Below are 13,051 nucleotides of genomic sequence, written 5' to 3' on the forward strand. Positions count from 1 at the left end.
AATAACCGCAACCAAACAACTAATTTTGTAGCGTGAGAAAATATCTCTTTTTATACCTACTGATCAGCTTTGCCTGTAGCGCCGTGGCGCAGCGTAAACCCAAACCTACCATCGTTGACCTCATACGGTCTGACCGGGCAGAGGGCGTGCGGATAAAAGGTGAAGACGTGATCAAGGTATATCAGGGCATGTTCAAGCAAGAGGGAACTACCCTCACCTCCGATAGCGCTTACTACTACCAGGCACGGAACTCCTTCGATGCCTTTGGTAATGTCCACATTAACCAGGGCGATACCCTGAACGTGTATGGCGACAAGCTCTACTATAATGGTAATACCCACGTGGCCCTCGTGACCGACAATGTACGTATGGTGGATCGTGATGCCACGCTTACCACCAATTACCTCACCTACAACACGGCCACCCGTATAGGCACCTACACCGGCGGCGGTAAACTGGTGAACAAGGACAATACCCTGGTGAGTAAGAACGGCTATTATTTTGCCAATTCCCGCGATGCTTATTTCAGGTACGATGTGGTACTGACCACGGTAGATGCCATCATCAAGACCGATACCCTGCGCTATAATTCCGGTAGCCGCATCTCTTATTTTTACGGCCCCACCAAAATATTGGGTAAAGACAAGGACACCTTGTACACCGAACGTGGCAACTATAACACTATTACAGAGCAGGCCTTCTTCAGCAAGAATAACCTTTACTCATCGGGCAGTAAGTCGTTAAAAGGGGACAGCCTTTTTTATGACCGCTTGAAAGGTTACGGTCGTGCCGTGAAACGGGTGACCTTTAATGACAATGAGCAAAAGGTGACCATCAAAGGCGATCTGGGCACATTTTACAAAGCGGAGGAAAAGTGCGTGGTGACCGAAAACCCTTATGCCATCATCATTACCGAACAACGCGACAGCACTAAAAGCGATTCGGCCACGGTACAGCCAGCCGATATCAAGGCAAAAAAGGACAATACTAAAGTGGTCAGCAAGGTGCCACCGGTAAAGGCCAAGCTAAAGCCAGTCACCACTAACAGTACTGCCAAAGCTACTGATGCGGCCGCCAAGACCGACACCGCCGCCGTACCGCCGCCACCCAAGGTAAAACGTGATACCATTTACTGGGGAGCCGATACGCTCGAAACCCGAATCATGACCTATAAAAGCCTGCGCGAACTACAGGAAAAGATGCGACAGGCCGGCATACGGGACACCTCGCTGAAAGATACGGGCAAGGTAGTGGTGAAACGCAAACCTATCCCGCTTTCCACCGCCAAAAACCTGATACAGCCGCCACCGGCCGACTTCAAGATGGATATGAGCTTTTTGCGCCCTAACTACTTTGGTAAGCCTAAACCAGTAGATACGTTGCAAAAGAAAAAGCAGGCGATGGCTCGTGCCGCAGCCGACAGTGCTAAAAAGAAGGCCGCTCCCGCAAAACCAAAGATCATCAAGACCGACTCGGTATACCTGGCCAATAAGCTGAACCTGAGCGATACGGCCCGTATACGCGTAATGAGCGCGCATCATAACGCCAAGATATTTAAATCAGATCTGCAAGCCAAGTCCGATTCGATGTTCTACAGTTATGCCGACTCTACCATGCGTTGCTTTGTGAACCCGATGTTCTGGACGCAAGGTTCGCAAATATCTGGCGATACCATTTACCTGCAGCTCAAGAACAAAAAGCTGGACAATATGAATGTGTTCCCCAATGCGTTCACGGTCAATATAGAGGGGACAGACTCCACGAACTTTAACCAGGTGGCCGGGAAGCGTATGCGTGGATTTTTTGTGGAAAATAAGTTCCAGCGCTTGTTTGTGGATGGTAACGCAGAGACCATTTATTATAACCGCGACAGCCTTAAGAACGTGACCGAACTACTGCGCACCATCAGCAGCCGTATACGCGTGAACTTTAAGGATAACAGCGCCACCGATGTCACCTGGTATACCAAAGTAGATGAACGCGGCATCCCGATCAAAAAGGCCAAGGAAGATGAAAAGATCTTGAAAGGTTTTATCTGGAAGCCCAAGGACCGGCCCGCCTCCAAAGAAGTGATCACCTCACCGGCTGTACGCAAAAAAGCTGCTCAGGCCCGTAAGGTGGCAAGCAAGCCAGCCAAGCCAACGGGCAAACCTGGCGCTAAACCCGGCCAAAAGCCATCGGCTTCTAAGCCAGCAGCTACTACGGTTCCTGCGGCGGGAGACAGCACCAAAATGAGCCCTCAGGCAGGTGGCATTGCTCCTGCACTAAAAGATAGCTCGAAGGTGAAGCCTGTTGCAGATACCTTGAAAAAGGCAGCACCAGTAGATACGACCAAGAAAAAGCCTTGAGGATAATAAGGGTCAGACGGCTTGCCACCTTGCTTGTAGGCAAATAACACTTGTTAATGCGATGCAACGTAGGATGCTTCACTATCATTCAGCATGACATGGAGTAAATAAGCTCTATCTTATCCTACCTGCTCTTTTAAGAACGTGATCAGTTTTTCCATGGCAATGGCGCGATGGCTGATGGCGTTCTTTTGTTCCATGGTCATTTGGGCAAAGGTCACGTCGTAGCCCAGCGGTTCAAAAATGGGATCATAGCCGAAGCCACCAAGTCCTGCGCGTTCGCGGCGGATATGACCTTCAACGATGCCTTCAAAAAAGTGCTCTTCGCCGTTCCATAATAATGAGATCACCGTACGAAATTGCGCGCGGCGGTCCTCAAATATCTCCAGCTTTTGCAGCACCTTGTTCATGTTAGCCTCGTGATCGCCATGCTGGCCGGCGTACCTTGCCGAAAAAACGCCCGGCTCGTTGTTGAGGGCATAGATCTCGAGGCCGCTATCATCGCCAAAGCAATTCAGTCCGTATTTATTGAACACATGATGGCTTTTGATCGAGGCGTTCTCCCGAAAGGTAAGGCCCGTCTCGGCTATATCATCATGGCAGTCAATATCGGTCAGGCTCAGGAGTTGTAAACGGTCGCCCACTTTGGCGGCAACTTCCTGTAATTTATGCTGATTATTGGTAGCGAATACTAAACTTAAAGGCATAGGTCAAAAGGTCTTTACCAGGTTCCAGAATATCTTTTTGTTGTCAACGCTGGTCATCATTTCTTCAAAGGCAAAGGTGTGCAAGGCCATCACGTTGCCCAACTGCTGGATCTGGTGGGCAGTAAGCGTATCAATGCCGGCGGGATGGGCTTTGGCGCCCAGTATCAACAACTTCACCGGGGCAAAAAAGGCCAGCAGGTCGGTCCAGCCTTTGCCGTTCACGGCGGCCATGTTCAACAGGGCTATATCGTCCTCGGTATAATTGATGCGGGCCAGCGTGCTCATGAGCGGGGTAAGGTGCTCATCAACAATGTGCAGGGCCGAGGGGTAGTGCGTGAGTATCAACAGTTTCTTTTTGTTACCACCCATATACTTGAACGTTAATACAGGCGTTTCAACAGCAGGTGCAACCGGCTCTGGTTTGGCTGGCTCTGGCGCTGCGGCAGCCGGAACCACAGGTTCAGCCTCGCTCACAACAGGCGAGGCAGGCTCTGCAGAAAGATAAGCGGTCCTGTCGGCAGGGAGCAGATACAATTCATCTTGCAGGAAATGGGTCAGCAGTGCCGTAGAGGTGTCAGCTTTCACTTTAACAAATTTTAACAAAAATAACTAAAGCATCCGAGCCTTTATGGTCATATTCGCATATTATTATGCCACAGGGATATGATCGCAAATAGATGACGCCCAAATGCGAAATTTTTGCGAAATTCGGAGGTTTATTTTAAGCCGATGCGCCAACAGGGCGGCATCGGGACAATCAAGGTGTACATGAGAAAATTTGGTATATTTTTAATTATCGGTCTGCTGTTCACGGTCACAATGGCGCACGCGCAGCAACGCGTTACGCTGGATAAAGTGGCCGGAGTAGTAGGCGGAAGCGTTATCTTACAATCAGACATCGAACTACAATACGCACAGAACCTGGCTCAGGGCATGACCCCCGACCCTAACTTTAAGTGTATGATCCTGAACAGGCTGCTCATTCAAAAGCTGCTGGCTCAACAGGCGGTGATCGATAGCGTGACCGTGAGCGAGGATGATGTGGACAATAACATTGATCGCCGCATGCGCAGTATGATGCAGCGTGCCGGTGGTCAGGACAGGTTAGAGCAGTTCCTGGGCCGTTCGCTGATCCAGTACAAAGATGAGATCCGTTCAGACATCAAAGAAGGTATGATTGCCGAGAAGATGCAGGCTAAGATCACCGAAAAGACCAGCGTTACCCCTCAAGAGGTGAAACGTTACTTTGATAACATCCCTAAAGATAGCTTGCCATCATACAACAAAGAGGTAGAGGTGGGTGAGATCGTTTTTCAACCTAAATTGAATAAGGAAGAGAAGCAATTTTATAAAGAGAAAGCAGAGGCCCTGCGTACCCGTGTGAAGAACGGTGAGGACTTTGGTAACATTGCCCGCCTGTACTCGCAGGATCCTGGCTCAGCCGCCGAGGGTGGCGACTTAGGCTTTTTTGACCGTAACACCATGGCCAAAGAATTTACGGCCAACGCATTTAAACTAAAGGCGGGTGAGATATCGCCTGTGTTCGAAACAGAGTTCGGCTTCCACTTTTTGCAGGTGATCGAGCGCCGCGGCGAGCAGGTACACGCGCGCCACGTACTGATCATGCCGGTGGTAACGCCAGCCAGTTTACAACGTGCCAAGGCCAAGGCCGATAGTGTTTACACGCTGATCACCAAAAACAAACAGATCGACTTTTCGACCGCTGCTTCGGTGTACTCTGACAACAAAGAGTCGAAATATAACGGTGGTATGTTGATGATGGAAGATAACGTGACCGCCCGTACCACACTGATCCCTACCGATAAGCTTGACCCTGCCGTGGCCCTGATCGTTGATACCATGAAGGTGAACGAGATATCGATGCCGCACCAGTTCACTGATCAGCAAGGCAAACAAACATATAAGATACACTACCTGCGCTCGGTGACCGATGCGCATAAGGCTAACTTAGCCCAAGATCTTCCTAAACTGAAGGTCGTGGCGCAGAACGAAAAGGTGACCAAAACCGTGAACGAGTGGTTCGAGAAGAAGAGAAAGAACACTTTCGTTCGCATCGACCCTGAGTTTCAATCATGCCCTCAGTTGAAGGATTGGGTGAATAATAAGGAAACTGCTACCTCTGCTCAAGCTAAGCCATAACAGCTACATATGCCAGCATACCGTTCAGACGTTGAAGCCGCCGACGCACTCAAGCAGGCCTATCATGACATCAAGGCCGAGATCGGTAAAGTGATCATTGGCCAGGATGAGGTGATCCGCTCGGTGCTGATCTCGGTGTTCAGCAATGGGCACTGTTTGCTGGTAGGAGTTCCGGGCCTGGCCAAAACTTTGCTGGTGCAAACCATATCGCAGGTGCTTGACCTTGACTTTAACCGTATACAGTTTACGCCCGATCTGATGCCGTCAGACATCATTGGTGCCGAGATACTGGGCGAGGACAGGCATTTCAAATTCGTTAAAGGACCTATTTTCTCCAACATCGTACTGGCCGACGAGATCAACCGTACGCCGCCCAAAACGCAGGCCGCCTTATTAGAGGCCATGCAGGAGAAAGCCGTTACAGCCGCCGGCGTTACGCACAAGTTACAGCAGCCCTTTTTTGTGCTGGCTACCCAGAATCCTATAGAGCAGGAAGGGACCTACCCATTGCCGGAGGCACAGTTAGATCGTTTTATGTTCAATGTGACATTGGGCTACCCTACCTTTGCCGAAGAACTACAGGTAGTGAAGAACACTACAGGCACCAATAAGGCGCAGCCTAATAAAGTGATCGGTGCGGCCGAGATCGTGGCGTTCCAGCAATTGGTGCGTAACATACCGGTAAGTGATAACGTGCTGGAATACGCCGTACGCATGGTGTCCAGAACGCGTCCGCAGGGTGAGTTGGCCACTGCCGATATCAAACGCTACCTGAACTGGGGAGCAGGCCCACGTGCCTCGCAGTTCCTGGTATTGGGTGCCAAGTGCCATGCGGTGATCAGCGGCAAGTATTCGCCCGATATTGAGGATGTACAGGCCGTAGCCAAACCTATCCTTCGCCACCGCATCGTACGCAGCTACCACGCCGAGGCCGAAGGCTTAAGCACTGATCAGATCATCGAAAAGCTTTTTTAACGTTTCAACGTCATCTTGACCATACTAAAAAGGAAAAGGCTTACCAGTTACGATAAGCCTTTCCTTTTGTATATGTATGCTATAGGGGCTTGTTAGTATCCGGCAACTGTTTTAAGTACCGGCGAGGTCATCATGGTCTGGTATACCAGGTTGTGGCCTCGATTGTTCAGGTGTACACCATCACCCGCGTTGTAAATGCGCTGCATGGCGTATGATGGGGTGGCCAGCTTCATAAAGTAGTTATGTACGTTCTGCGGAAAATCACTTACCAGTTTATCGTTCAAGATCTTTAAGCGGTTACGCATAGCTGCCTGGTTAAAGTTACGTGGCTGTGTGCCGGTAAGCAGGTAGCTCGATCGTGCCGATGCCACGAGCCTGATGATGGTACGGTAGTTCTTCAATATCTCCTCATCGCGGTAGTTAGCAGCGATATCATTGCTCGGCAGGTTAATGATCACCAGGTCGGGCTGATATTTGAGTGCTGCGGTAACATTGGCGTTGGTATCAGGCCTTGGGCGGTTAGGGATAGCGCTCAACTGGCCCGTAGGCATCAGTTGATAGGTGGTATAACCGCCTATACCCAGGTTAATGATCTTGACGTTCTTTTTATCCTTGGTCATGCGCAGTTTTAACCGGCCTACCCAGCACGAGTCGGGGCTGGTAGCGCCAAAACCTGCGGCTGTGGAGGAGCCAAGTATAACGATCACCTTATTGCTCGTATCCTTTGCCGGTTTAGAGGCATCATCTGATGGTTTGGTAGGGATATTTACCGGACTGTAAGGTGAATTTAACGCGTCATCTGTCAGCGATGCTTTTTTGCAAGCCGAGAGAACAACGATCAGAACGGAAAATAAAATAACAATTGATCTATAGCGTAACATTTTATTTCGGGGCACACAAATTTATATTTTTTTTAGATCAATCAAATAGGTGTACTCAGTATTATGGTCTACCTATTCGGTTGGTGATCAGTGGCGTAGGTTGGCTGGATGTAGAAAATACTGCAACGCCGATACCATACATTCGATAGTAAGATACATTCCGAAAAAATAATTATAAAAGCTCAAAATGGAACGAATTTGAGGCGTTATTGAACTTGCTATTTAATATAAAAGATATCAAAGTTTGCTGGTAAAGAAGATCGTTCGGGAAGGATTTTCTCAATGTGGGGAATATCGGTCCCAATACGTTCGTTCGATTCTCATTTCTACGCATTTTCCGCGCGCCGTGTTTTACTTGTAATTTGATAATTTAATAAATAATTAAAACCTGTAGTGGTCAGCAACTGTTCAAGTGTTAATTAAACATCTACCATATGGCAACCACAAAGGCAAAAAAAGAAGAGACCACAGAGAATGTGGAAGAGTCGGCATTGAAGGAATTATTTGTTGACGAATTAAAAGACATTTACTGGGCAGAGAAGCACTTATCGAAAGCCCTGACCAAGTTAGCTAAAGCCGCTACTTCAGATGAGTTGCGCAGTGCTTTGGAGACCCATAAAGAAGAGACCGACAACCAGGTGACCCGTTTGGAGGAGGTATTCAAGATAGTTGATGAAAAAGCTTCAGCCAAAAAATGTGATGCGATGGAAGGCCTGATCGAGGAATCAGAAAGCATCGTGAGCGATACTGAAGATGGCAGCATGACCCGTGATGTGGGCATCATTTCGGCCGCACAAAAATCAGAGCATTATGAGATTGCTTCATATGGTACGCTGCGCACCCTGGCCAATACCTTGGGCTACAGCGAAGCAGCCGAACTGCTTGACCAAACACTGGCCGAGGAGAAAAAGACCGACGAGTTGCTGACACAACTGGCCGAGAACCTGATCAATGCATCGGCCAAGACCGAGAAAGCATAAGTGTTGAATAGTTAAAGCCCCTTGCTTCGGCAAGAATGAACGCCTCCTGACCATGTCTGTGAGGCGTTTCATTTTTTAAACGCACGCCTGATCTATGAGCCGTAACTAAATTTGTTAGCAAAACTCTTTATATTTGTGCCCACATAAAATGATGAGTGCAGATACGACCTTGATGGTAATGGGAGAGGAGCTGTTATTGGTGCCCGAAAGAGCTATTTTTTGGATACAGCATCAGGTGTTGATCGTGGCCGATGTGCATTTGGGCAAGGTGGGCCATTTCCGTAAAGCTGGTATAGCCGTACCGCAGCAGATCGGGCATGAGGACCTGGCTTGTTTGACCCGGCTCATCAACCGTTTACAGCCTCAAAAGATATGGTTCCTGGGTGATCTGTTCCATAGCGATATGAACGCCGACTGGCAGCACTTTGCCAACTGGCGCCGGCAATACCCAGATATCATGATGCAGCTGGTGATCGGCAATCATGATATCATCAAGCAGCAGCATTATCATGATATCGATATCTCTACACACCATGAGCTCGTTGAAGGGCCATTCGTGATGTTACACCACCCACAAAACGATGATTGCTTAAAAGAACGTGGCAAATACGTGTTCTGTGGTCACATTCATCCCGGCGTAACGCTGGTGGGTAAAGGCAGGCAATCGGTAACATTACCTTGCTTTGCTTTTGGCGAGCGGCAGGCCGTATTACCCTCATTTGGTAAGTTTACCGGCCGCGTATCTATGCTGCACCGGCAAAACGACCGCGTGTTCGGCATCCTGAAAGAAAAAGTGTTCGAGGTTTAATGCTTCTCGAGGTAGGTCCTGATCGAGGTCTCTACGCGGGCAAAGTCAACATCCCTCTCAACGATCTTCCAATTGCCGTCCACTAAAAAGTAACACGGTATCTTCGGTATCATCCAATTAATGCCGTTGGCCGAGTCGTTGCCCTTCAGGTCTGAGTATTGCGGCCAGGTCACTTTGTCGTCAGCAATGGCTTTGGTCCACCAGTCTTTTTTATTATCCATAGAGATGCTGATAAATCCTACCTTTTTCATGTTGAGGTGTTTCATCAGCTGATCGCGGATCTCATTGTGGTTACTTCTACTCAGGTCGTTACCGGCCTTCCAAAAATCTACCAGGTATATCTTTTTATCCAGCGCTTTTAGATCGAACGTTTTGCCATCTGGCGTGGTGCCTGCGATACCAGGGGCGGTGCTGCCGGGCTGAACCTTCATGAGCATGTTCAACTTTTCGCCCAGTGCCTTGCCTTCATCGCTGTTCTTGGCGGCGGTGCTCAGCCCGTCATAAATGGCTTTATAAGCAGCCGGGTCATTCTTGAACTCCAGTTCTGACATGATGTGGGCCGTGACGGTGCTTTGCGGGTTAGCTTGAGCATATTTCTTTAAAGCCTCAAATTTGATCTCTTCTAACCTTAAACGTGCTTTGGAGAGTCGGTCCAATAGGTCACGATATTCCTGGGCGGTGATCTTTTTGGCGTCTACCGAGTTGGCCTTGCCATCAAGCTCATTAAAGGCGGCCACGGCAGAGCTTCCTAACTCATCACGCGTCGCATAATAAGCCGACAGTTCTTTCTGAATGGAAGATGCAGAGGTTACCTTAGGATAGTTGGATAGTTTGGCAGCATCGACCTCTACGGTGTAGTCGCCCGGCTCCAGGTAAACCTCGAACTCATTGTTGTTCTTGTCGCCGTTCTTGTTCACGCTCATACGGCCATACCCTGTATTCTCCAATATGGTCTTGGCCGTAAAGGAGCCACCGGCAATGTTCTCGCCGATCAGGCTGTTGCCCTGCGCGTCCTTTACCGCGAATACCGCATTGCTGAGGCCAGGCGCTTTACCCGTAAAAGTTAGCTGAGTGTTATTGCCGCAGGCCGCAAGTAATAAGGCAGCGGCTAATAATACGTTATATTTTTTCATGATGATGATCGCAGATGATGGGCTAATATATTATAAATAGTGCGATAGAGGCTCTTTTAGCTTTAAATTTTAGAATGTTTCTAAATAGACAATATCCTGACAATAGCCGAGAACTTTAACTATCAATTCGCTTTTAATAAATATTTTTGCGTGATAAAATTTTCGATATAATGAGTGAATTTAAACAGACCTTTAACTCATCGCTGGGGAAAAAGCTGATCATGGCTTTAACAGGCTTGTTTCTGAGTCTTTTCTTGATCGTGCACTTGGGTGGTAACTTACTCCTTTTTAGTGACGACAATGGCTACAGCTTTAATATGTATGCCAACTTCCTGACCCATTTTCCACCGATCGAGGTGATCGCTTACCTGCTGTACTTGTCTATTTTGGTACACGCACTTTATGCCCTTATCCTGACCATCAACAACCGCAAGGCTCGTCCGGTCGATTATGCCAATGCTAACAAGTCGGCCACTTCATGGTCATCTAAGAACATGGGCCTTTTGGGCAGTATCTTGTTCCTGTTCATCGTGATTCACATGGGCGATTTTTGGTACAAATACAAATACACCCACAGTGTAGGTTACAAAGAGTACCGCACCAACCTGTCAACTGGTGAGCGTACTGTACAGAACTTCACCCCTGAAAAGCCTGACTTTGAGCACTCACAAACTTACAACGGTGATGTTGAGATCATCAAGGTAAAAGACCTTCACGCCAAAGTGGCCGAAAGCTTTAGCCTGCCTTGGTATGTGGCTATATACGTGATCGCTATGGTGGCATTAAGCTTCCACTTGCTGCACGGTTTCCAAAGCGCGTTCCGCACATTTGGTTGGGTGCACCGTAAATACCTGCCGATCATCCAGTTTCTGGGTACCTGGCTGTTCGCGGTGATCATACCGCTGGGTTTTGCCCTTATGCCGATCGTTTACTATATCCAAAGTTTAAAATAAGGTTGATTGGTGGTTCAAGTTATTGAGTTAAGTAGTTATTGAGTTATTAAAATCACCCCAAACCACTCACTACTCAACAACTCACCACTCACTAAAATATAAAAGAACATGAGTTTAGATTCCAAAATTCCACAAGGCCCATTGGCCGAGAAATGGAGCAAACATAAATTCAATTTAAAGCTGGTTAACCCGGCCAACAAACGTAAATACAACGTGATTGTGGTGGGTACCGGTTTAGCAGGCGCTTCGGCCGCGGCCTCTTTGGCTGAGCTAGGCTATAACGTAACCGCGTTCTGCTTTCAGGATAGCCCACGCCGTGCGCACTCGATCGCTGCACAGGGTGGTATCAATGCTGCCAAGAACTATCGTAATGATGGTGACAGCGTATACCGTTTGTTTTATGACACCATTAAAGGTGGCGACTACCGTGCCCGCGAAGCCAATGTTTACCGTTTGGCCGAGGTATCGGTTAATATCATTGACCAGTGCGTTGCACAAGGTGTGCCATTTGCCCGCGAGTACGGCGGTCTGTTAGATAACCGTTCATTCGGTGGTGCGCAGGTATCACGTACGTTCTACGCCCGCGGTCAAACAGGACAGCAGCTGCTTTTAGGTGCTTACTCGGCACTTAACCGCCAGATCCATGAAGGTAAGGTTAAAATGTACACCCGTACAGAAATGCTTGACGTGGTAGTGGTAGATGGTAAGGCACAAGGTATCGTTACCCGTAACCTGAAGACCGGCGCTATCGAGACACACTCAGGCCATGCGGTATTGTTGTGTACCGGTGGTTATAGCAACGTATTCTTCCTGTCAACCAACGCGATCGGATCTAACGTTACCGCTGCATGGCGTGCACACAAACGTGGTGCTTACTTTGCCAACCCTTGCTACACGCAGATCCACCCTACATGTATCCCGGTATCGGGCGATCACCAAAGCAAGCTGACCCTGATGTCGGAGTCGTTACGAAACGACGGACGTGTGTGGGCACCCAAAACTGCCGAGGTCGCACAACGCCTGCGTAAAGGTGAGATCAAGATCGATCAGATCAAAGAAGAAGACCGTGATTACTTCCTGGAACGTAAATATCCATCATTTGGTAACCTGGTACCGCGCGACGTGGCCTCACGTAACGCCAAAGAAATGGCCGACGAAGGCCGTGGTGTAGGTGCATCAGGCTTGGCGGTATACCTCGACTTTGCCGATGCGATCAAACGTTTGGGTGAAGATGCGGTACGTGCTAAATACGGTAACTTGTTCGATATGTACCTGCAGATCACCGACGAGAATCCGTACAAGCAACCGATGCGTATATATCCTGCGGTGCACTATACCATGGGTGGTCTTTGGGTAGATTATAACCTGAGCACCAACATCCCTGGTCTGTACTGTTTAGGTGAGGCTAACTTCTCTGACCACGGTGCTAACCGTTTAGGTGCTTCGGCCCTGATGCAAGGTTTGGCCGACGGTTACTTTGTTATCCCTTATACTTTGGGTGATTACCTGGCCACCATTGGTCCTAAACCAGTAGATGCCAGCCACCCGGCCTTTGCACAGACCAAGAAAGATGTTGAGGCTTACGTGGCTAAGCTGTTAGCATTGAAAGGTAACAAGACCGTGGTAGAGTATCACCGCGAGTTAGGTCACATCATGTGGGAGTACTGCGGTATGGCCCGTAGCGAAGAAGGCCTGATCAAAGCACGTGGCCTGATCCAGGCATTGAAAGACGACTTCTGGAAGAATGCCATCGTAGTAGGTGAGAACGAAGAAGTGAACGCCTCTTTAGAAAGAGCCGGCCGTGTGGCTGACTTTATCGAGTTGGGCGCACTGATGATCGAGGATGCTTTACAGCGTCGTGAATCATGCGGTGGTCACTTCAGGGTTGAATCACAGACCGAGGAAGGAGAGGCACTGCGTCATGATGACGAGTATGCTTATGTTGCTGCCTGGGAATACAAAGGTGATAACCAGCCAGAGGAACTGCACAAAGAAGAACTGGTATACGAGAACGTTAAGTTAACACAAAGAAGCTATAAATAAGATGGTGAGTAGTGAGAGGTCAGTAGTGCACGGTTCTGTTCACATCGACCTCTCTTTGCTAAC

The 13,051-nt window shown here is 48.7% G+C and carries 11 protein-coding genes; 7 read left to right on the forward strand and 4 right to left on the reverse strand.

The window, feature by feature from the left end:
• Positions 1 to 32: 32 nt before the first annotated feature.
• The gene (locus LLH06_RS02785; RefSeq protein ID WP_228171740.1) at positions 33 to 2,348 is read left to right on the forward strand and encodes an OstA-like protein; all 2,316 of its coding nucleotides are present in this window, start codon (positions 33 to 35) and stop codon (positions 2,346 to 2,348) included.
• A gap of 119 nt (positions 2,349 to 2,467) precedes the next feature.
• Here the strand turns inward: LLH06_RS02785 and rdgB are convergent, their stop codons facing one another.
• Positions 2,468 to 3,055, reverse strand: coding sequence for an RdgB/HAM1 family non-canonical purine NTP pyrophosphatase (gene rdgB, locus LLH06_RS02790; RefSeq protein WP_228171741.1), 588 nt, complete (start codon positions 3,053 to 3,055; stop codon positions 2,468 to 2,470).
• A 3-nt stretch (positions 3,056 to 3,058) separates the two neighbouring features.
• Positions 3,059 to 3,640, reverse strand: a complete 582-nt coding sequence (locus LLH06_RS02795) for a hypothetical protein (protein ID WP_228171742.1) — start codon at positions 3,638 to 3,640, stop codon at positions 3,059 to 3,061.
• Positions 3,641 to 3,823: 183 nt separating this feature from the next.
• Here LLH06_RS02795 and LLH06_RS02800 point away from each other — a divergent pair, with 183 nt between their 5' ends.
• Both LLH06_RS02800 and LLH06_RS02805 read left to right on the forward strand, forming a co-directional pair.
• The gene (locus LLH06_RS02800; RefSeq protein ID WP_228171743.1) at positions 3,824 to 5,215 is read left to right on the forward strand and encodes a peptidylprolyl isomerase; all 1,392 of its coding nucleotides are present in this window, start codon (positions 3,824 to 3,826) and stop codon (positions 5,213 to 5,215) included.
• A 9-nt stretch (positions 5,216 to 5,224) separates the two neighbouring features.
• Positions 5,225 to 6,190 carry an AAA family ATPase gene (locus LLH06_RS02805; RefSeq protein ID WP_228171744.1) on the forward strand — a complete coding sequence of 322 codons (966 nt, stop codon included), beginning with the start codon at positions 5,225 to 5,227 and terminating at the stop codon, positions 6,188 to 6,190.
• 92 nt (positions 6,191 to 6,282) lie between these two features.
• Here LLH06_RS02805 and LLH06_RS02810 read toward each other — a convergent pair whose 3' ends face one another.
• Positions 6,283 to 7,071 (reverse strand): SGNH/GDSL hydrolase family protein, encoded by a 789-nt coding sequence (locus LLH06_RS02810; RefSeq protein WP_228171745.1) that lies wholly within the window; start codon positions 7,069 to 7,071, stop codon positions 6,283 to 6,285.
• A gap of 434 nt (positions 7,072 to 7,505) precedes the next feature.
• On the opposite strand from LLH06_RS02810, the gene LLH06_RS02815 reads away from it, so the two are divergent.
• The gene (locus LLH06_RS02815; protein WP_228171746.1) at positions 7,506 to 8,051 is read left to right on the forward strand and encodes a YciE/YciF ferroxidase family protein; all 546 of its coding nucleotides are present in this window, start codon (positions 7,506 to 7,508) and stop codon (positions 8,049 to 8,051) included.
• Positions 8,052 to 8,199: 148 nt separating this feature from the next.
• Positions 8,200 to 8,859 carry a ligase-associated DNA damage response endonuclease PdeM gene (gene pdeM, locus LLH06_RS02820; protein ID WP_228171747.1) on the forward strand — a complete coding sequence of 220 codons (660 nt, stop codon included), beginning with the start codon at positions 8,200 to 8,202 and terminating at the stop codon, positions 8,857 to 8,859.
• Here pdeM and LLH06_RS02825 read toward each other — a convergent pair.
• On the reverse strand, positions 8,856 to 9,992 hold the full coding sequence (locus LLH06_RS02825) for a TlpA family protein disulfide reductase (protein ID WP_228171748.1): 1,137 nt from the start codon (positions 9,990 to 9,992) through the stop codon (positions 8,856 to 8,858). The genes pdeM and LLH06_RS02825 overlap by 4 nt on opposite strands.
• A 170-nt stretch (positions 9,993 to 10,162) precedes the next feature.
• Between LLH06_RS02825 and LLH06_RS02830 the strand changes: the two genes are divergently transcribed.
• Both LLH06_RS02830 and LLH06_RS02835 read left to right on the forward strand, forming a co-directional pair.
• Positions 10,163 to 10,945, forward strand: a complete 783-nt coding sequence (locus LLH06_RS02830) for a succinate dehydrogenase cytochrome b subunit (protein WP_228171749.1) — start codon at positions 10,163 to 10,165, stop codon at positions 10,943 to 10,945.
• Between the two features lie 108 nt (positions 10,946 to 11,053).
• The gene (locus tag LLH06_RS02835) at positions 11,054 to 12,988 is read left to right on the forward strand and encodes a fumarate reductase/succinate dehydrogenase flavoprotein subunit (protein WP_228171750.1); all 1,935 of its coding nucleotides are present in this window, start codon (positions 11,054 to 11,056) and stop codon (positions 12,986 to 12,988) included.
• Positions 12,989 to 13,051 lie beyond the last annotated feature (63 nt).

The sequence above is a fragment of the Mucilaginibacter daejeonensis genome (genome assembly GCF_020783335.1).
Classification (GTDB): Bacteria; Bacteroidota; Bacteroidia; order Sphingobacteriales; family Sphingobacteriaceae; genus Mucilaginibacter; species Mucilaginibacter daejeonensis.

Excerpts from the sequence above, each read along its gene's own strand:
- LLH06_RS02810 (WP_228171745.1), bottom strand. The coding sequence starts at position 7,071 with ATGTTACGCTATAGATCAATTGTTATTTTATTTTCCGTTCTGATCGTT.
- pdeM (WP_228171747.1), top strand. The coding sequence starts at position 8,200 with ATGATGAGTGCAGATACGACCTTGATGGTAATGGGAGAGGAGCTGTTA.
- LLH06_RS02805 (WP_228171744.1), top strand. The coding sequence starts at position 5,225 with ATGCCAGCATACCGTTCAGACGTTGAAGCCGCCGACGCACTCAAGCAG.
- LLH06_RS02825 (WP_228171748.1), bottom strand. The coding sequence starts at position 9,992 with ATGAAAAAATATAACGTATTATTAGCCGCTGCCTTATTACTTGCGGCC.
- LLH06_RS02830 (WP_228171749.1), top strand. The coding sequence starts at position 10,163 with ATGAGTGAATTTAAACAGACCTTTAACTCATCGCTGGGGAAAAAGCTG.
- LLH06_RS02800 (WP_228171743.1), top strand. The coding sequence starts at position 3,824 with ATGAGAAAATTTGGTATATTTTTAATTATCGGTCTGCTGTTCACGGTC.
- LLH06_RS02835 (WP_228171750.1), top strand. The coding sequence starts at position 11,054 with ATGAGTTTAGATTCCAAAATTCCACAAGGCCCATTGGCCGAGAAATGG.
- LLH06_RS02815 (WP_228171746.1), top strand. The coding sequence starts at position 7,506 with ATGGCAACCACAAAGGCAAAAAAAGAAGAGACCACAGAGAATGTGGAA.
- rdgB (WP_228171741.1), bottom strand. The coding sequence starts at position 3,055 with ATGCCTTTAAGTTTAGTATTCGCTACCAATAATCAGCATAAATTACAG.